Here is a 19,221-nt window from a genome sequence, read left to right as displayed (position 1 = left end):
TTTAGTCTAGTTCTACATGATCGTGGTCATGTAAATCATCTTTTGGTGGTTCGTAATTTTCAAGACCTTTTACCTTGTGACCAGACTTTTCTTGATAGTCATAAAGTGCTGCCTTGATAGCTTCTTCAGCAAGTACTGAGCAGTGCATCTTAATTGGTGGTAGTCCATCCAAATTTTCAGCAACTTCCTTGTTAGATAGGTTTATAGCATCATTTATTGACTTTCCTTTAATAAGTTCTGTAGCCATTGATGATGATGCGATAGCTGTACCGCAGCCATAAGTCTTAAACTTAACATCTGTAATTATATCGTTTTCGTCTATCTTAAGGTACATCCTCATGATGTCGCCGCACTTTGCGTTACCAACTTCGCCAACACCACTTGGGTTTTCCATCTCTCCTACATTTCTTGGATGCATGAAGTGATCCATAACTTTTTCAGAATATAACATTATATTTCTCCTTTCGCAATAGCCTCATCATATAGAGGAGACATTTGTCTTAATCTTTCTATAATCTTTACAAGACTATCTACAACGTAGTCTACATCTTCATCAGTGATTTCTTCTGAGAATGTTAATCTTAAAGAACCGTGAGCAATTTCGTGTGGTAAGCCTATAGCAAGTAGTACATGTGATGGATCAAGTGAACCTGATGCACACGCAGAACCTGTTGAGCCAGCTATGCCAGAAGCGTCAAGCATTAGTAGAAGAGCTTCGCCTTCAACGTACTTAAAGCAGAATGAAGCGTTTCCTGGTAATCTCTTGCTTTCGTCCTTGCTTCCGTTATATAGTGTATATGGAATTTTTTCCATAATTTCTTTAACTAATCTATCTCTTTTATCTCTTAGATAATTATTGTGCTCATCAAAATTATCATATAATAATTCTATAGCTTTTGCAAGACCGATGATTTCAGCAGTGTTTTCAGTTCCTGCTCTTCTCTTTCTTTCTTGTCCACCACCATGAATTAAATTGTCAATATTAACACCTTTTCTGATGTATAAAGCACCTATGCCCTTTGGTCCATAAAGTTTATGTCCTGATAAACTCATCATGTCAACACCTAAGTCTTGAACGTCTATCCTAACATTACCAACTGCTTGAACAGCGTCTGTATGGAAGAAAACATTGTGCTTATGAGCTATAGCAGCTGCTTCTTTGATTGGCTCAATAGTTCCTATCTCATTATTTGCAAACATTATACTAATAAGTATAGTATCTTCTCTTATAGCGTTTTCAAGCTCTTTTAGGTCAATAAAACCGTCTGAATCAACGCTTAGGTATGTTATTTCAAAACCTTCCTTTTCAAGGAATTTGCATGTGTTAAGTATAGCTGGGTGCTCAATCTTTGTTGTAATTATGTGTCTACCTTTATCCTTGTACTTAAAAGCACATCCCTTTAAAGCCCAGTTGTCTGATTCTGAGCCACAGCTTGTAAAATATATTTCATCTGCCTTGCAGTTAAAGTATGATGCAATCTTTTCTCTTGCTTCTACCACATCCTTCTTTACATCAGTTGCTAGTGAGTAAAGACTTGATGCGTTGAAGTACTTTTCTCCATAATATGGTAGCATAGCATCTATAACTTCTTTTCTAACTCTTGTTGTTGCAGCATTATCCAAATAAATAAAGCCCATCATAATCCCCCTTTTATAAAATCATACAAAAATAAAAAATCCCTATTTTATTTTTATATGTATATGTATGTGATAATAAAATTCTTTATGTAATATGATTGGCCCGTAATATGTATATGTTTATATTCAATTGTATTCATATTATATTATATATATAAATATTTGTCAAGCAATCTTAAATTTTTTCTCAGGTATAAGAATTTGTAATACTAAGAGCGTTTGAGATAAAATTCTTTTAATAAACTTAATTATTTTATATGTTCAAATGAAACAATTTACCAAAATTTCTTTTCTTCGACCTATATATACCCAAGAAAATATTTTATAAACACAAAAAAACAGAATGATTTCTCACTCTGTTTTGCATAATTTTTTAACTAAATTGTTTTTAATTAATTATTTTAGTTTTTCTTTTAGCTTTTCAAGCATGTCTTTACTCATTGTGTCAAGGTCATACTCAGGCTTCCAGCCCCATTCTGCTCTTGCACAGCTATCGTCTAATGAGTTTGGCCATGAATCTGCAATTGCTTGTCTTACTGGGTCAACATTGTATGTCATAGTAAATTCTGGCATGAATTTTTGTATTGACTTTTTAATTTCTTCTGGTTCAAAGCTCATTGCAGCGATATTAAATGCGTTTCTGTGTATTAGTTTTGATCCGTCAGCTTCTATAAGTTGAATTACTGCGTTCAAAGCATCTGGCATATACATCATATCCATGTATGTACCTTCTTTGATGAAGCATTCGTATGAACCTTTTTTAATTGCATCATAATAGATATCAACAGCATAGTCAGTTGTTCCTCCGCCTGGAAGTGTATCGTATGAGATGATGCCAGGGAATCTAACTCCTCTTGTGTCAACACCAAATCTTAAGTGATAGTAATCGCAAAGGTTTTCTCCAGCTACCTTAGTTACGCCGTACATAGATGTTGGTCTTTGTAATGTTGTTTGAGGTGTCTTATCCTTTGGTGTTTCTGGTCCAAAGCAAGCGATTGAACTTGGTGTAAATACTTGGCATTCATTTTCTCTAGCAACTTCAAGAACGTTGAATAAACCGCCCATGTTTATTTGCCAGCACTTTTGTGGCACTTTTTCACCAACTGCTGAAAGAAGTGCTGCTAAGTGAACTATAGTGTTTACTTTATATTTATCGGCTACTTCTTTAATTCTATTACCATCAGTAACGTCGATTAATTCGAATGGACCTGCATCGATGATGTCTTTTCTTTCAGGTAATTCTCTAACATCTGATACAATAACATTGTGGTCGCCATATTCTTTTCTAAATCTCTTTACAAGTTCAGAACCGATTTGTCCTAAAGCTCCAGTAACTAATACTTTTCTCATTTCTTCCTCCTATTTGTATGCAATTGCTTCTATTTCGATAAGCCCATTCTTAGGTAGAGTTGATACCTCTACGCAAGATCTTGCAGGTTTATGACTTGAGAAGTATTTTTCATAAACACCATTAACTTTTGAAAAATCTTTCATATCTTTTACAAAGATAGTTGTTTTAACTACATCTTCTAATGTAAAGCCAGCTTCATTTAAAATTGCCTCTACATTTTTAATTGATTGTTCAGTAGCTTTTTCAATATCGTCAGAGATTAATTCTCCTGTTTCAGGATTTATTGGTAATTGTCCTGATGTGAAACAAAATCTTTCAAAAGCAATCGCTTGAGAATATGGTCCTACAGCACCTGGTGCCTTTTTAGTGTCTACAGTTTTTAGACTCATAGTTATTCCTCACTTTCTATTTCTAAATTTTTCCATAATCTTTCAAGATTATAGTACTCTCTGTCATCGCTTAAAAATATGTGAACGATTATGTCTTCATAATCCATAATTATCCAATTGCTTGTCGCCTTTCCTTCAACGCGTCTTGGCAAAATTCCTTGCACAGCAAGTTTTTCGTCTACCTCGTCCATGATTGACTCAGCTTGTGATTTATTATTGGCTGAACAGATTACAAAATAATCAGCAATAGAGCTTTTTTCTCCTATAAATATAGTATCAATATCAAAGCCCTTCTTAGCTTCAATTGCATTTTGAATTATTTCTAATTTCTCTTTAATTTCCAAAAATTATTCTCCTTTCAATTCCAATAATAAAGAATTTCTCGTTTTTAATGATTGTGGATGAACATATAAACCCTCTTCTAATAAATAGCATAGGTTATAGTTCACTGCTTCATATGCCGCTTTTGATAGGCCTTCATATTTAAACTCTCTAAGCTTTTCAGCCATAGCATAAGTCCTTAAAGGCTCTGCAAAATCTGCGTAAAACACAATCTTTTCTAAGTCGCTCATATTTTCTCTTCCAAGAGCGTGATTTTTTATTGCTAAAAGTATTTCCTCATCTTTTATTCCGTACTCATCTCTTGCTATATAGTATCCAAGTAAAGCATGAAGTACTTTTATTGTGTGACTTAAATCACCACTAATTATTATATCAAATTCTTTTGCCTTTTGCAATATCTTATCAGTATCTTTATATTTTGCGCAGTCATGTAAAAGTCCTGCAACCCTTGCTTTTTCTTCATCTGCGCCGTAATATTTTGCAAGTTCAACAGAAAAATTCATAACTGATAAAGAATGCTCATACCTTGACTCTTTTACTTCACTTTTAAGTTTTTCTTTAAACTTTTCAATATCATACATATAAGTTCTCATCCTTTATAAATTTTTCTACATCATCCCTAACAAGATATTTAATAGACTTTCCTTCTTTAATCATCTCGCGTATCATGCTTGATGATATCTCTACTCTTTTGTTATTTAAAACTTTTATGTGGGCTCCATACTTTTCTTTGTACTCATTAATCTTCATCTCAATGGCCTCGTCCTCATCATCTCTTCTTAGTACTAGTATTTTATATTTTTTAAGTATCTCATCTACCTTGTACCACCAATCAAGATTCATAAGACTGTCTGAGCCTATAAGTATAGTGACGTCATCATCACTAAGCTTTGAAATTTTTTCAAGTATTAAATAAAGTTTGCCCTCTAAGTTATATTTTTTCTCTATGCTTGAGTAGGCAAATTTATCATTATCCTTTATCGCCATCTTTAACATTTTAAGTCTTGTATCAAAATCAAGTGTATCCTTATAATATGGATTCATAGTTGGGATAAAAACTACTTTGTCAAAGCCCTCTTCATTGATTGAGTTTTCAGCCAAGATTAAATGTCCATTGTGAATGGGATTAAACGTGCCGCCAAAAATAAGTATCTTATTTTTCATCTTGTAAAAGTCTAGGTCTTTTTAATGACTCTCTATAAATTACAAATATTGAGCCAATTTGTTGAACGAATTCACAGTTTAACTCTTCCATAAGAAAAGCTTGTGCTTCTTTAACATCTTCTGATGAATTATTTAAAACTCTAATTTTAACAATTTCATTCTTTTCTAAATAATCATCGATTTGATTGATAAATTCAGCTGAAATACCATCCTTACCTATTTGAAATGTTGCTTTTAAATTTTGTGCGATTGATTTTAATTTCGCTCTTTCTTTTCCTGTCATAATATCACCTAACTATAATAATCAAACTCAAAGCCGCATACATCGACTGTATCTGAGTCTTCTAGTCCAAGCTCTCTAAGTTCATCCATGATGCCTTCTTTTTCAAGGAATCTTTGGAAATATCTTAGCGAATCTATATTATCTGCATAAACGCCGGCTAAAACGTTTTCTACCTTAGTTCCTTCAACGAAATAAATGCCATTTGATTTATATACATGAACTGGAATGTCTGTATCTTCTTTAATGTATACAGTATCGTCAAATGTTTCGTTAACATTTCTTGGCATGTCTTTAATGATGTCATATAGCTTATACTTAAGCATCTCAACGCCTTCAAGTGTTGCGCTGCTTGTAATAACGCTATCGTAGCCCATCTGTTTAAACTCATTTTGAAGCTTTTCTAACTCTTCTTTTTCATAAACTAAATCAGCCTTATTTAATACGACTAATTGCTTTTTATCTTTTAATTTTTCATTATATGAAAATAATTCTTCATTTATCTTTTTAAAATCTTCAATCGGATTTTCTCTTTCAGATCTTGATGCATCAACGACGTGAGCAAGTACGTTAGTCCTTTCTATATGCTTTAAAAAGCTATGGCCAAGTCCAAGTCCTTCGTGCGCGCCCTCAATAAGCCCTGGTATGTCAGCTGCAACAAAGCTGTTGTTATCCTTTGTTGTAACTACACCAAGGTTTGGCTCAAGTGTTGTAAAGTGATAGTTAGCAATCTTTGGTTTTGCTCTTGAAATCACCGATAAAAGTGATGATTTGCCTACGTTTGGGTAGCCTATGAAGCCAACGTCAGCTATAAGCTTTAACTCAAGTATTACTTTTATCTCTTCACCTTTTTTACCTGGCTCTGCAAATGTTGGTGCCTGCCTTACAGAGTTTTTGAATTTTGCATTACCTCTGCCGCCTCTGCCGCCTTTAGCTATGATGACTTCGTCGCCATCATTTTTTAAGTCCATAATAAGTCCCTTTGAATTAAACTCCTTAACAAGTGTTCCAACAGGAACCTTAAGTATCATGTCCTCGCCATCTTTACCATATTGCAATTTATTCTTGCCGTTTTCGCCATTATCAGCCTTAAATATTCTTTTATGTTTAAAATCTATAAGCGTTCTCATATTTGAGTCAGCTTTTAAAATTATGGATGCTCCCTTGCCTCCATCGCCACCGTAGGGTCCTCCAGCAGGTTCAAACTTTTCTCTTCTCCAGCCAACCATGCCGTCGCCGCCCTTACCAGCTTTTAGTTCTAAAACTACCATGTCTAACACATTATCACCACCTTAAAAAAAGGAACCGTGTACCGGTTCCTTCAAACTATGCTAAAACTTCTTTTGGATATACACTTACTTGTTTTCTTTTCTTGTCTTTTCTTTCGAATTTAACAACGCCATCAATCATAGCAAAAAGTGTATCGTCTTTTCCTCTACCGACATTATTACCGGGATGAATCTTTGTTCCTCTTTGTCTTACTAGAATGTTACCTGATAGAACGAATTGGCCGTCTCCACGCTTTGTTCCAAGCATTTTTGGCTTACTATCTCTACCGTTTTTTGAAGAACCAAGTCCCTTTTTAGAGGAGAATAATTGTAAATTAATTTTTAACATTTCTTTACCTCCTTCACATATAAAGCTACTCTATCAGAGTATTCCTTATATATATTTTTAACGCTTAGTAATAAAGACCTAAGTAGTATTTGACTTATGTAGTCCTTGTCAGGATCATCTGTCTTATACTTAAAATTTAATTTAACCTCGTCTTTATCTTCATCTTCATAAATTTCAACGAAATATTCTTCGTTTTCATTTAATCCTGCTATTTCTTCTAAAGAATTGACTGTTGATATTGAAAGTGCTGAAAGACTCGCACAAACTATGCCATCTTCATGTGCGTAATTTGCATGTCCATCAAATTCAAATTCTAATATCTTGCCATCCTTTTCGAAAAAAGTTACTGTAGTCATAACTAAGCTTCGATCTTAGTTACTTCTAGTCTTGTAAATGGTTGTCTGTGACCTTTTTTCTTTCTTTCGTTCTTTTTAGGTTTATATTTGAAAACGATAATCTTTTTAGATTTACCTTGTTTCAAAACTTTGCAAGTAATCTTAGCACCTTCAACGTAAGGTTTACCTACTTTGTTATCCCCATCATTAGAGACGAAAAGTACATTTTCTAAGCTAATTTCGTCGCCTTCGTTAGCTTCTAACTTTTCTACGTGGATTACATCGTTTTCTTTAACCATGTATTGCTTTCCACCTGTTTCTACTATTGCGTACAAGTCTAATACCTCCTCTAATTTAGTCTCGCCATTATTGGTGATTAACTTAAAACCAATTCTGTGCGGTTTACCTAACTATTATATCAGAAATGATGAAAATGTCAAGCTTTTTTTCAATATTTTTTATATTTTAGCTTTTTTTCTTCTCAATCACTTCTTCGAAGCCACAATTTGGGCACGTAATAACGTTTTCTTTGCTTTTTCTTTTTATTGTTCTATACTTTCCACACTTAGGACATGGTATTGAATAAACTTCATCAAAGGTAGCAAAATCACAATTTGGATAGTTTGAGCAGCCATAAAAAATTCTGCCTGTCTTTGATTTTTTCTTTATAATGTCGTGACCGCACTTAGGGCACACAGCTCCAGTCTTTTCAACGATTGCTTCTGTGTATTTGCACTCAGGAAAACCTGAGCAGCCAAGGAACTTGCCATACCTTGATCTCTTTATAAGCATAGGTCTTCCGCATAATTTACATTTTACGTCACTCACTTCGTCTTTAAGTTCATAATCTTTAGCTTCTTTTTCAGCTTTTTCTACATCTTTGATAAAATCTTTATAAAAACTAGCTATAACGTCCTTCCACTCAAGCTTTCCAACTGATATATCATCAAGTTTGCTCTCAAGATAAGCAGTAAATTTTGCATCGACTATAGACTTGAAGTTATCTTCCAAAAGTTTTGTTACTGATATACCAAGTTCAGTCGGTATAAACATTTTCTTCTCTATCTCGATATAATTACGATTGATTAGCGTAGATATAGTTGGTGAGTAAGTACTTGGTCTACCTATACCAAGCTCTTCAAGCGCTTTAATCAAAGTTGCTTCTGTATAATAACTCTTAGGCTGAGTAAATTTTTTCTCGCCTTCAATTTTTTCTAAATCAACTTTATCATTTGCTTTAAGCTTGACATCTTTTTTCTCGTCAAATTTTTCATAAGAAGATACTTTTAAGAAGCCATCAAATTTTAAGCTCTTGTAATTTGCTCTAAAAATATATTTACCTGAGGCAAAATCTATTGTCAATGTATCAAATTTTGCGCTCGCCATTTGCGTCATTAAAAATCTTTGCCATATTAATCTATAAAGTTTTAATTCATCTTGCGATAAATATTTTGAAATTTCGCTTGGATTTATATTTATATTAACAGGTCTAATCGCTTCATGCGCGTCTTGTGCGTTTTTTGACTGCTTATGTGCATAATTATTCTTCTTGTGATATTCTTTGCCAAATTTATTAATTATATAGCTTTGAGCAGCACCGCATGCCTCGTCAGAAAGCCTTGTTGAGTCTGTTCTCATGTATGTGATAAGACCAGTTTGTGAGCCCTTGCCTATGTTTATACCTTCATAAAGGCTTTGAGCGACCTTCATTGTTTTTGATGAAGAGAAATTTAATATCCTTGATGCATCTTGTTGAAGCGTACTTGTTGTATATGGCGGACTTGGCATTCTTGATGAAAGAGATTTTTTAACGCTTTCACAAATGTGTTCAGAAGCCTTTATCTCTTTAACTATGGCATTCTTTTCTTTTACGTTATGAACATCAAGTTTATTAACTTTGCCCTTGCCATCCATTGTGCCAACAAACTTTGCTTCGTACTCTTCAGAGCCGTGCTTATATAAAGCTTTTAAGTTCCAGTATTCTTCAGGAACAAAGGCATCTATCTCTCTTTTTCTATCAACAATAAGTTTAAGTGCACTCGATTGCACTCTACCTGCTGATAAGCCAGATCTAATCTTCTTCCAAAGGATAGGGCTTATCTTATAACCAACAATTCTATCTAGAACTCTTCTTGCTTGCTGAGCATCAACTAAGTCCATGTCAATGCTTCTAGGCTCAGCTATAGCCTTAGTTACAGCATTTTTTGTTATTTCGTGAAACTCAATTCTATCAAGATCTTTAAGATCTATACCCAATATGTAGGCTAAGTGATAGCTAATTGCCTCTCCCTCTCTATCGGGGTCGGTTGCAAGATAAACTCTATCAGCTTTTTTAGCTAGATCTTTAAGCTCATTAATAACAGGTCCTTTTCCTCTTATATTAATATATTCTGGTTCAAAATTATTTTCTACATCAATCGCAAACCTACTTTTAGGTAGGTCTCTTAAATGTCCCTTCGAAGCTATAATCTTATAAGTCTTTGGCAAAAACTTAGATATGGTCTTTGCCTTCGTTGGGGACTCAACTATAATTAAATCCATCTTTCATCACCTTCTGTTCGCATAGTATGTTCTTTGTCCTTGACTTGTTATTACTCCCTTTAGCTCAAGTATAGTTAGTAGAGCCGATAAGGATGCGCTATCAAGTCCTGCTTTTGCAAGTATTATCTCATAATTTACATCGCCATTTTTTATTATATCATAAACTTTTCTTTCATCTTCACTTAAATCTAAATTTTCTTTGTTCATGCTAATGGAATTGTCCACAAGACCACTAGTTTCAATTAGGTCATCTGCATTTGTGTATATGCCAGCTCCATCCCTAATAAGCATGTTGCAGCCCTCACTATTAGCCGAGAAAATGTTTCCTGGCACAGCATAAACATCTCTTCCTTGTTCAAGAGCAAGTCTCGCTGTAATTAGTGAGCCGCTTCTTTTTTGCGCTTCGACAACTATAACTAATCTTGATAAGGCGCTTATAATTCTATTTCTAACTGGAAAATTAAATTTAAGCGGCTGCTCACCAAGAGGAAACTCAGATATAACTGCTCCGTGGTCAGCAATTTCAGAATAAAGTCTTTCATTTCTCCTTGGATATATCTGGTCAATGCCGTTGCCAATGACGGCTATGGTTCTGTTAGCATTCTCAAGTGCTGTTTGATGAGCGATTGAGTCAATGCCAAGCGCAAGACCTGATATTATACAAATCTTTTTCATAGATAAATCACGAGCAATCTCTTTACAAGCGAGCTGACCATAGCTTGTTGACTTTCTCGCGCCGACTATGGCTACTGAGTTTGAGTCCTCATCGATAATTTTCCCTTTGTAAAACAATAAATATGGTGGATCATCTATAAAAAGCAATCTGCTTGGAAAATATTTATCGAGAAAAGTCATAAAGTCTGCGTCTATCTTATCAAGCTTTTCCTTAATTTTATAAACTATTGCCTCTTTGTCATCATTTATAATTTTATCAATAATTGCATCTGAAAATAAATTTAGCTTTTTTAATGAAGCTCTATCCATATTCATAATATCATTTAGCTCTATGTTTAAGTCAAATAAGCTAAATACAATAGCTCTATCCGCATAAATGCTATTTAAATACAAAAGTACATCTCTATTATCCATCTTATCTCCAATATTTCTTATCTAGTGTTCTGTATTGAATTGCTTCAAGCACATGCTTTTCTAAAACTAAGTCGCTGTCAGCTAAATCGGCTATAGTTCTAGCAAGTTTAAGTATTTTATTATAGCTTCTTGCGCTAAAATTAAATTTCTTAAAAGCAAATTCCATAATTTCTTGAGCTTTTTCATCAAGTTTGATATATTTTTTAATCATTTTATTTGTAAGCTCTGAATTTGAAATGATACCTTCATTTTTATATCTTTCAAGCTGTCTTTTTCTTGCTCTGTTAACTCTATCACGAATAGTTTCGGATGATTCGCACTCAGTCTTTGAGCTTAGTTCATCGTATTTAACAGGTTTTACTTCGATATGAATATCGATTCTATCAAGTAAAGGACTTGAAATTTTTCCTAAGTATCTATCAATTTGGCTTTGAGTGCAAGTGCATTGGTGAGTTTCGTCGCCAAAGTAGCCACATGGACATGGGTTCATTGAAGCAACAAACATAAACTTTGATGGATATTTAAAAGTTGCGTTAACACGTGAAACTGTTACTTCGCCATCTTCAATTGGCTGTCTTAATACTTCTAAAACTTTTCTAGGAAATTCTGGCAACTCATCTAAGAATAAAACGCCGTGATGTGCAAGTGAGACCTCGCCTGGTTTTGGTATTCTTCCTCCGCCTATCAAGGCAACATCTGATGATGTGTGATGAGGCGACCTAAACGGTCTTCTCTTTACAAGGCCTTCATCTTTTAATAAGCCTGATATAGAGTAAATCTTAGTGATCTCTATAGCTTCTTCAAACGTTAAATCAGGCAGTATTGTCGCAAGTCTTCTTGCAGCCATGGTCTTACCTGAGCCTGGTGGTCCTATGATTAGCATATTATGTCCGCCAGCGGCAGCTATTTCCATAGCTCTCTTAAGTCCTTCTTGACCCTTCATATCAGCAAAATCTACACTGTCATCAACTGTATTTATAATTTCTTCTTCATCATTTTTATAAGGCTCTATATTAACTTGACCATTAAGATAGTCAACCACTTCTCTTAAATTTTTTACAGGAATTATCTCTATGTCTTCAACTATTGCGCACTCTTTTTTATTTGCATCTGGTACTATGCATTTTTTAACGTTCAAATCACGCATCGATATAAGCATAGGAAGAGCGCCTTGAACTGAGTTTACTGCGCCATCAAGGGCAAGCTCGCCTATGATGACCATATCATCAGTATCTTGATTGTCAATATCACCATTGGCAAGTAAAATACCTACGGCGATTGCAAGGTCCATCTGAGAACCTTCCTTCTTTTCATTAGCTGGCGCTAAATTGATGGTTATCCTCTTAATTGGAAACTCTATATCTGAGTTTTTTACTGCAGTTCTAACTCTTTCTTTAGACTCTTTTATTGCAGTATCAGCAAGTCCAACGATATTAAATTGTGGTAAGCCACTTGATAAGTCGCTTTCAACATTAATTATCTTTGCGTTCAAGCCTTGTAAAACACAAGTATTTACTTTAGAATACATCTTCAATCTCCTATCCAAAATGCATTTTTAATATGTTTAATTTTATTTGTAGAAAAATTTACTTCAACAACATCAAATCTAGGCTGATAATTTAAATTTTGATGCTCGTATAGATAATACTCGGCTGTTTTTATTATCTTCTTTTGCTTGGATTTAGTAACTGCCTCCATGGGCCTACCATATTCCATCTTGTTTCTTGCCTTAACTTCAACAAAAATTAGATACTCATCGTCTCTTGCAATTATGTCAATCTCGCCATCTCTTACCTGATAGTTTTGATCGAGTATAAAGTATCCTTCATTTTGAAGAAATTCTTTAGCCTCTTCTTCGCCAAATCTCCCTTTTTTTCTATTGTCTTTTCTATTAAAATTATTTTGCATCGCTATTACCCAAAAGCTTTCTCAAAAAAGTTTTTCTATGTAGCGGCGTTGAGCCATATTTTAAAATGGCCTCTCTGTGCTTTTTAGTGCCATAACCCTTATTATTCTCAAGATCATACTCTGGATACTTCTGAGCTAAATAAGTAATATCAGCGTCTCTTAAAACTTTTGCAACAATACTTGCTGCAGCTATAGTAAATACAGTCGCATCGCCATGAACAATGGCTCTTTGTTCTATATCTACCTTAATTTTTTCAGCATCAATTAAAATTATATCAGGTTTAAGCTTATAGTTCATTTCGTCATGAAAGTCTTCCACTGCTCTTTGCATGGCTAGATGAGTTGCCTCTTTTATGTTTATTTCATCGATTTCTTCAGGACTTGCCTTGCCGATGCCTATGCCAATGGCATTTTTAATAAGCTCTTTATAAATTTTTTCTCTCTTCTTTTGACTGAGTTTTTTAGAGTCATTAACTTCTTCCATAAAAAAGTCCTTGTCAAAAGCTATGGCGCAAGCAAGTACATCTCCAAAAAAGGGGCCTCTACCTACTTCGTCTATGCCTACTACAATTTTGTGACCTTCATCAAAAAGTTTGTTTTCATAATCTTTATTCATCTAATGGCTCCTCAAGTGAAATTCTTCCTAAAAGTCCATTTCTAAACTCATCTACTAATATATTTATGGCTTTGTATACATCAAGTTCATTGCCCTTAAGTATAAAGCCTCTGTTTTTCGCTATCTCTTCAAGTATTTCAAGCTCTGTAGCGTCTTCATTCACCTTGTATCTCGCATTAAGCGCACCGCTATAATGCTCTTTTAGAAATTTAATTAAAGCGATGGCTATATCATCTTTATTAAGTATCTCATCTTTGATGGAACCGATGAAGGCAAGGTTCAAGCCTATCTCTTGGCTTTCGAATTTTGGCCATAAAACGCCTGGCGTATCAAGAAGCATAAAGTCGTTATCGACCTTGATCCATTGATTTTTCTTAGTTACACCTGGTTTATTGCCTGTCTTTAGGCTCTTTCTATTGTTCATTAAATTAATAAAAGTAGACTTGCCAACATTTGGTATACCAACAACCATGGCCTTGATAGGTCCGAAGTGCTCTCTTTGCTTGTGCTCTTCATGATACTTATCGACCTCTTTGCGTGATAAGTCAATAATTTTCTTCACGTTTGATTTATTTTTCGCGTTAAACTCAATGCACTTTGCGTCCTTAAAATGAGCTATCCACTTCTTATTCACTTTATCGTCTGCTAAGTCAGCTTTATTTAATAATATTATTTTAGCTTTATTTTCTGTAATTTCTTTAATTATTGGGTTAGTGCTTGACATAGGCGCTCTCGCATCTATTAGCTCTATAACTATATCGACTAACTTTGACATCTCTAGTAAAGACTCTCTGGTTTTTTTCATGTGTCCAGGGTACCAATTTATGTTCATAACATACACCTTCCTAACTATCTTCTATATTATCACAAAAAATAGTCAATGTAAATAAATATTGCAAAGAAAAAAGACACTCTTCATATAGAATGTCTTTAACTTAATTAAAATGATTGTTTTTCTTTAACTTTAGCAGACTTACCAACTCTGTCTCTTAAGTAATAAAGTTTAGCTCTTCTAACTCTACCTTTTCTTACAAGAACGATTTTGTCAATTCTTGGAGAGTGTAGTAAGAATGTTCTTTCAACACCAATACCATAAGACAATCTTCTTACTGTAAATGTTTCTTTAGCTCCGCCGTTTTGTCTCTTAATTACAGTACCTTCGTACACTTGGATTCTTTCACGTGTACCTTCTACAACTTTATAGTGTACTTGAACAGTATCACCTACATGAAATTGAGGAATGTTGTCTTTTAATTGTTGTGCTTCAAGCATCTTTATATAGTCCATCTTAGTCCTCCTTCTTTAGTTTATTTAAAATTTCTCTCAAATTTTTCATTTCCTTTTTATCTAGCTTAGCAAAATCAAGTAAATCTATCCTGTTTTTAACAGTTGCCTTAAATGACTCAATAAGTCTAAAGTCATCGACATCTTGATGGTTTCCGCTAAGTAATACTTCTGGAACCTTGTCCCCATCCAAATCATAAGGTCTGGTATACTGAGGATATTCTAAAAAATTTGACATGTGAGTTTCGTCTGAATACGAATCTTCTTTTATTACTGAATCAACTAACCTCGATATAGTATCTATGATTACCATAGCGGGTAGTTCACCACCAGTCAATACATAATCCCCGATAGATAGCTCTTCATCGACATAGTTTTTGATGATCCTCTCATCTAAACCTTCGTAGTGCCCACAAAGAATTGTTATCTCGTCAAGTTTTGAATATTCTTTAGCCAAGTCTTGATTGAATAATTTGCCCTTTGGTGAAAGATAGATAAGCCTTTTTGGCTTAATGTCTTCTAAGCAGTCCTTAAGAACATCCGCTCTTAAAAGCATTCCGCTGCCTCCGCCATAAGGGTAATCATCAACTTTATTGTGCTTGTCCTTAGAATAATCTCTAAAATTAATAAGATTGATCTCTATAAGTTCATTATCTATAGCTCTTTTGATTATACTAAAATCAGTAAGTGCTGTAAACATCTCAGGAAATAGCGTTAAGACGTTAAACTTTATCATAAGATACCTTCTATGAGTTTGACTTTGATCTTTTTATTTTTCAAGTCAAGTTCTTTGATAAAGGCTTTAACAAAAGGAATAAGTGCTTCCTTTCCGTCATGATCAACAACAAGCACATGATTTGCGCCCGTTTCCATGACATCTTTAACAGTGCCAATAAATTCGTTAGCCTCACTATATACTTCCATAGCTATAAGCTCATGAACATAGTACTCGCCTTCATTTAGTGAAGGCATTTGGGCTTTATCAATAAAAGCATCCTTATCAATAAGTCTTTTGACATCATCAATATAATCAAAGCCCTTTAACTTAAGTACAATAAATCTTGAAGCTATCTTTTGACTTATAATCTCAAGCTCTTCTCCATCGACATAGATTTTTTTATACTCTTTGAAACCATTTAAATCATCTGTGTATGGAAAGATTTTCACCTCTCCACTTAAGCCATGACTAGAGACAATCTTTGCTATCTTAATAAGATCCAAGATTTATTCCCTTATTTCTAAATTAATTCTTCTTGAGTCTTTAAGAGTAGCTCCAGCAATAAGTCTGATTGCTTTAACAACCTTACCGCCTTTACCAATAACTCTGCCTATATCATCTGGATTTACATATAGATCAATGTTGACCTCGTTCGCTGATTCATTAACTGTAACTTTAACATCGTCTTTGTTATCAACAATAGATTTTGCTAAAAATTCAACTAATTCTTTCATATTAACCCCCACATCCTAAGCTTCTACAGCTTCTGTTTCTTCTGTTGCTTCAGCTTTCTTAGCAGTTTTTGCTGTTATATCATATCCTTGAGATTTGAATAATCTTTGAACTGTTTCACTTGCTTTAGCTCCATTTGCTATCCATTGTTCAGCCTTTTCTTGATCAAATTTAATTGTCTTTGGCTCAGTTAATGGGTCATAATAACCAAGTTGTTCGATGAACTTGCCATCTCTAGCTCTTCTTGAATCAGCTACAACGATTCTGTAAAATGGATTCTTTTTTGATCCCATTCTTTTTAAACGAATTTTTACCACAATCTCACCTCCTTAAAATTATATATTAAATGGAAAATTGAATTTTCCTTTTCTTTTCATAGACTTTTCCATGCTACCAAAGCGTTTCATCATCTTCTTTGTATCTTCAAATTGCTTTAGAAGCTTGTTAACATCATTAGTTGTTGTGCCACTTCCTAGTGCAATCCTCTTCTTTCTCGAAGCATTGATTATGTTTGGAGTCATTCTCTCCTTCATAGTCATACTTCTGATGATGGCTTCAACTCTGCCTATATCTTTATCACTTACATTAATGCCCTTTAAGGCTTTTGAATTCATTCCTGGTATCATTTGGAGTATATTTTCAATTGGTCCTAGGTTTCTCATCTGAGCTATTTGATCTAGGAAGTCATCAAGAGTAAATGTTTCTTCCCTTAATTTTTTCTCTAGCTCCATAGCTTTCTTTTGGTCAATATTGCTTTGTGCTTTCTCAATAAGAGTAAGTACGTCTCCCATGCCAAGTATCTTTGAAACTAATCTGTCTGGATGAAACTCTTCAAGCTCATCCATCTTTTCGCCCATACCAACGTATTTGATTGGTTTATCAGTTACGGCTCTAATTGAAAGCGCTGCACCGCCTCTAGCATCGCCATCTAGTTTTGTTAAGATAACACCTGTTATACCAAGCGCATCATCAAATGATTTAGCAACGTTTACTGCGTCTTGTCCTGTCATTGAGTCAAGCACAAGAAGTATTTCTGATGGATCAAGATTTTCTTTTAAACCTTTTAGCTCATCCATAAGCACTTCGTCTATGTGTAAACGTCCTGCTGTATCGACTATAACTATGTCGTTACCGTTCTTCTTAGCGTGCTCTATAGCGCTTTTTGCTATGTCAAGCGGCTTTATTTTATCTCCCATAGAAAATACTGGCACGTCAACTGACTTACCAACTACTTCTAGCTGTTTAATAGCTGCTGGTCTATACACGTCGCAAGCGACTAAAAGTGGTCTTCTGCCTTTCTTTCTAAGGTTTGTGGCAAGTTTACCAGTTGTTGTTGTCTTACCTGCACCTTGAAGGCCACACATCAAGATAATGCTTGGGTTTTTGCTAAGATTTAAGCCCTCCTTGGTCTTGCCCATAAGATTGATTAATTCTTCATTAACTATCTTAATAACTTGTTGACCAGGAGTTAAGCTCTCCATAACTTCTGAACCAATGGCTCTTGTTTTTAAATTATCTATAAATTTTTTAACTACTTTATAATTAACGTCTGCTTCTAGAAGGGCTAGCTTTACTTCTCTAAGTGCTGCGTCAACATCCTTTTCACTAAGTCTACCCTTGCCCCTTAAGCCATCTAATGTTTTTTGTAGTTTTTCTGATAAGCTCTCGAATATCATTCTTGCTCCTTTTACATCTCTTTTATAATCTTTTCAGCTTCTTTAATTCTTCCTTTAATTTCATCTATATCGTCACAGCTTGAAAGACCTTTAAAAATAATTTCTAATTTTTCTTTATCCTCTTTTTTCTTTTCAAACTTTTCTATAAGCTTAAGTGCGTCCTCAAAAGACTTCAATTTGTCTATAGCTCTTTTAATGTTAAGGCTCACCGCTTGTCTAGATATTGAAAGAAGTTCAGCTATCTCTGTTAATGAGTAGTCTTCGTTGTAGTAGTAATCAACTGATTTTGACTCACTTTCTGTTAAGAGGCTTCCATAAAAATCTAATAGCCTTCCGATATATATATAATCATCTAATACTTTCATTTTATCTTTTTCCTTATAAAATTCGTTTCTTTCTTAGTGCTATCACATAAAAAACTGTCAAGCTATTTACTTGACAGTTAATATAATACTATATAGATTGACTTTTGTCAATACTTTTTTTAAAATTATTTAAATATTTTTAAAATAATGCTTCAACGAAGTCATCGACGTTAAACGCTTGAAGGTCTTCTATTTTTTCTCCGACACCTATAATCTTAACTGGCAAGTGTAGTTCGCTCTCAAGTGCGATGATTACGCCTCCCTTTGCAGTTCCGTCAAGTTTAGTAACACAAACGCCTGTTATATCACTTGTTTCTTTAAATGATTTTGCTTGAATGATTGCGTTTTGACCAGTTGTCGCATCAAGAACCAATAGATTTTCTTTAACTGCGTTTGGAAATTCTCTATCGATAACTCTTTTAATCTTATTAAGCTCGTTCATTAAGTTTTGCTTGTTATGAAGCCTGCCTGCTGTGTCGCAGATAAGTATATCAGTCTTTCTCGCCTTAGCCGCCATGATTGCATCAAAAATAACGCTTGCTGGGTCAGCTGACTCTTCATGAGCAATGATATCAACGTTTGCTCTATTGGCCCACTCTTTAAGCTGTTCAATGGCAGCTGCTCTAAATGTATCTGCAGCGGCGATCAAAACACTTTTACCCTCTTGTCTAAATTGGTAGCTAAGCTTGCCTATGGTAGTCGTCTTGCCAACACCATTGACCCCAACAACTAAAAGTATGGCTGGCGATGGCTCAAGCTTTAGATCTCTCGATGTAATATTGTCATTCATTATCTTTTTTATTTCATCTTTAAGTAAAGGAAGAGCATCTTTTCTATCTAGAACATTTTCTCTAACGATTCTTTCTTTTAGATTATCGATAATGTTCATAACAGTTTCAACTCCGATGTCTGATGTGACTAAAACTTCTTCAAGCTCATCATAAAAATCATCATTAATGTCAGTTCCTTTGAATACTGTTTGAAGCTTATAATTTAGATTTTGTCTTGTCTTTTCAAGTCCAGAGAACATTCTTTTAAAGAAAGATGTTTTTTCTTCTTTGACCTCTTCGGGCTTTTCTTGTACTTTTTCTTCATTTTCTGGATTTTGATTAATGCTTTGCGCATCTTGATTGAAATTTGTTTTTTCATTTTCATGTGCATCTTCGTTTATTTGCG

General features: G+C 34.3%; 26 protein-coding genes and 1 other annotated feature. All 26 genes read right to left on the bottom strand.

Annotated features, from left to right (window positions below):
- Position 1 precedes the first annotated feature (1 nt).
- Positions 2-451 carry a Fe-S cluster assembly scaffold protein NifU gene (gene nifU, locus AC2UOP_RS00835; RefSeq protein WP_070598727.1) on the bottom strand — a complete coding sequence of 150 codons (450 nt, stop codon included), beginning with the start codon at positions 449-451 and terminating at the stop codon, positions 2-4.
- Positions 451-1,638, bottom strand: a complete 1,188-nt coding sequence (gene nifS / locus AC2UOP_RS00830) for a cysteine desulfurase NifS (RefSeq protein WP_484832318.1) — start codon at positions 1,636-1,638, stop codon at positions 451-453. The genes nifU and nifS overlap by 1 nt, the downstream gene beginning before the upstream one ends.
- 396 nt (positions 1,639-2,034) lie before the next feature.
- Positions 2,035-2,988 carry an L-threonine 3-dehydrogenase gene (locus AC2UOP_RS00825; RefSeq protein WP_070598726.1) on the bottom strand — a complete coding sequence of 318 codons (954 nt, stop codon included), beginning with the start codon at positions 2,986-2,988 and terminating at the stop codon, positions 2,035-2,037.
- A 9-nt stretch (positions 2,989-2,997) separates the two neighbouring features.
- Positions 2,998-3,378, bottom strand: a complete 381-nt coding sequence (locus AC2UOP_RS00820) for a RidA family protein (RefSeq protein WP_019214714.1) — start codon at positions 3,376-3,378, stop codon at positions 2,998-3,000.
- A gap of 2 nt (positions 3,379-3,380) precedes the next feature.
- Positions 3,381-3,722 (bottom strand): ribosome silencing factor, encoded by a 342-nt coding sequence (rsfS, locus tag AC2UOP_RS00815; RefSeq protein WP_019214713.1) that lies wholly within the window; start codon positions 3,720-3,722, stop codon positions 3,381-3,383.
- A 3-nt stretch (positions 3,723-3,725) separates the two neighbouring features.
- Entirely contained in the window at positions 3,726-4,301 is a 576-nt protein-coding gene (gene yqeK, locus AC2UOP_RS00810) for a bis(5'-nucleosyl)-tetraphosphatase (symmetrical) YqeK (protein WP_484832317.1), read from the bottom strand.
- The gene (gene nadD / locus AC2UOP_RS00805) at positions 4,294-4,884 is read right to left on the bottom strand and encodes a nicotinate (nicotinamide) nucleotide adenylyltransferase (RefSeq protein ID WP_484832316.1); all 591 of its coding nucleotides are present in this window, start codon (positions 4,882-4,884) and stop codon (positions 4,294-4,296) included. Before nadD ends, yqeK begins: the two co-directional genes overlap by 8 nt.
- Positions 4,874-5,167, bottom strand: coding sequence for a YhbY family RNA-binding protein (locus AC2UOP_RS00800; protein ID WP_083304631.1), 294 nt, complete (start codon positions 5,165-5,167; stop codon positions 4,874-4,876). The genes nadD and AC2UOP_RS00800 overlap by 11 nt, the downstream gene beginning before the upstream one ends.
- Before the next feature lie 8 nt (positions 5,168-5,175).
- Positions 5,176-6,435: a GTPase ObgE gene (obgE, locus tag AC2UOP_RS00795; RefSeq protein ID WP_249243192.1), complete on the bottom strand. Its 1,260-nt coding sequence runs from the start codon at positions 6,433-6,435 to the stop codon at positions 5,176-5,178.
- Between the two features lie 55 nt (positions 6,436-6,490).
- On the bottom strand, positions 6,491-6,781 hold the full coding sequence (gene rpmA, locus AC2UOP_RS00790; RefSeq protein ID WP_019214708.1) for a 50S ribosomal protein L27: 291 nt from the start codon (positions 6,779-6,781) through the stop codon (positions 6,491-6,493).
- Complete coding sequence (locus tag AC2UOP_RS00785) at positions 6,775-7,137, bottom strand: ribosomal-processing cysteine protease Prp (RefSeq protein ID WP_019214707.1); 363 nt, start codon at positions 7,135-7,137, stop codon at positions 6,775-6,777. The genes rpmA and AC2UOP_RS00785 overlap by 7 nt, the downstream gene beginning before the upstream one ends.
- Before the next feature lie 2 nt (positions 7,138-7,139).
- Positions 7,140-7,451 (bottom strand): 50S ribosomal protein L21, encoded by a 312-nt coding sequence (gene rplU / locus AC2UOP_RS00780; RefSeq protein ID WP_484832315.1) that lies wholly within the window; start codon positions 7,449-7,451, stop codon positions 7,140-7,142.
- An 11-nt stretch (positions 7,452-7,462) separates the two neighbouring features.
- Positions 7,463-7,528, bottom strand: a sequence feature (ribosomal protein L21 leader region).
- Between the two features lie 53 nt (positions 7,529-7,581).
- Positions 7,582-9,657: a type I DNA topoisomerase gene (gene topA / locus AC2UOP_RS00775; protein ID WP_484832314.1), complete on the bottom strand. Its 2,076-nt coding sequence runs from the start codon at positions 9,655-9,657 to the stop codon at positions 7,582-7,584.
- 6 nt (positions 9,658-9,663) lie between these two features.
- On the bottom strand, positions 9,664-10,746 hold the full coding sequence (gene dprA / locus AC2UOP_RS00770) for a DNA-processing protein DprA (RefSeq protein ID WP_484832313.1): 1,083 nt from the start codon (positions 10,744-10,746) through the stop codon (positions 9,664-9,666).
- Between the two features lies 1 nt (position 10,747).
- Positions 10,748-12,274: a YifB family Mg chelatase-like AAA ATPase gene (locus AC2UOP_RS00765; RefSeq protein ID WP_484832312.1), complete on the bottom strand. Its 1,527-nt coding sequence runs from the start codon at positions 12,272-12,274 to the stop codon at positions 10,748-10,750.
- Between the two features lie 2 nt (positions 12,275-12,276).
- Complete coding sequence (locus AC2UOP_RS00760) at positions 12,277-12,654, bottom strand: YraN family protein (protein ID WP_480021107.1); 378 nt, start codon at positions 12,652-12,654, stop codon at positions 12,277-12,279.
- Positions 12,644-13,270: a ribonuclease HII gene (locus AC2UOP_RS00755; RefSeq protein ID WP_484832311.1), complete on the bottom strand. Its 627-nt coding sequence runs from the start codon at positions 13,268-13,270 to the stop codon at positions 12,644-12,646. Before AC2UOP_RS00755 ends, AC2UOP_RS00760 begins: the two co-directional genes overlap by 11 nt.
- Positions 13,263-14,102 (bottom strand): ribosome biogenesis GTPase YlqF, encoded by an 840-nt coding sequence (gene ylqF, locus AC2UOP_RS00750; RefSeq protein ID WP_106017927.1) that lies wholly within the window; start codon positions 14,100-14,102, stop codon positions 13,263-13,265. The genes AC2UOP_RS00755 and ylqF overlap by 8 nt, the downstream gene beginning before the upstream one ends.
- Positions 14,103-14,209: 107 nt before the next feature.
- Positions 14,210-14,557, bottom strand: coding sequence for a 50S ribosomal protein L19 (gene rplS / locus AC2UOP_RS00745; protein ID WP_019214700.1), 348 nt, complete (start codon positions 14,555-14,557; stop codon positions 14,210-14,212).
- A gap of 1 nt (position 14,558) precedes the next feature.
- Positions 14,559-15,287, bottom strand: a complete 729-nt coding sequence (gene trmD, locus AC2UOP_RS00740; RefSeq protein WP_085840626.1) for a tRNA (guanosine(37)-N1)-methyltransferase TrmD — start codon at positions 15,285-15,287, stop codon at positions 14,559-14,561.
- Positions 15,287-15,775, bottom strand: coding sequence for a ribosome maturation factor RimM (gene rimM, locus AC2UOP_RS00735; RefSeq protein ID WP_484832310.1), 489 nt, complete (start codon positions 15,773-15,775; stop codon positions 15,287-15,289). The genes trmD and rimM overlap by 1 nt, the downstream gene beginning before the upstream one ends.
- 3 nt (positions 15,776-15,778) lie before the next feature.
- Positions 15,779-16,006, bottom strand: a complete 228-nt coding sequence (locus tag AC2UOP_RS00730) for a KH domain-containing protein (RefSeq protein ID WP_019214697.1) — start codon at positions 16,004-16,006, stop codon at positions 15,779-15,781.
- 15 nt (positions 16,007-16,021) lie between these two features.
- A complete protein-coding gene (rpsP, locus tag AC2UOP_RS00725) occupies positions 16,022-16,324 on the bottom strand; it encodes a 30S ribosomal protein S16 (protein WP_026880687.1) in 303 nt (100 codons plus the stop codon).
- Positions 16,325-16,339: 15 nt separating this feature from the next.
- On the bottom strand, positions 16,340-17,680 hold the full coding sequence (gene ffh, locus AC2UOP_RS00720; RefSeq protein WP_484832309.1) for a signal recognition particle protein: 1,341 nt from the start codon (positions 17,678-17,680) through the stop codon (positions 16,340-16,342).
- 11 nt (positions 17,681-17,691) lie between these two features.
- Positions 17,692-18,045: a sigma factor-like helix-turn-helix DNA-binding protein gene (locus tag AC2UOP_RS00715; protein WP_484832308.1), complete on the bottom strand. Its 354-nt coding sequence runs from the start codon at positions 18,043-18,045 to the stop codon at positions 17,692-17,694.
- A 139-nt stretch (positions 18,046-18,184) separates the two neighbouring features.
- Positions 18,185-19,075 (bottom strand): signal recognition particle-docking protein FtsY, encoded by an 891-nt coding sequence (gene ftsY / locus AC2UOP_RS00710; RefSeq protein ID WP_341348926.1) that lies wholly within the window; start codon positions 19,073-19,075, stop codon positions 18,185-18,187.
- Between the last annotated feature and the right edge of the window lie 146 nt (positions 19,076-19,221).

It is taken from the genome of Fenollaria sp. (assembly GCF_057222035.1).
This window is presented reverse-complemented; position numbering and strand designations above follow the sequence as displayed.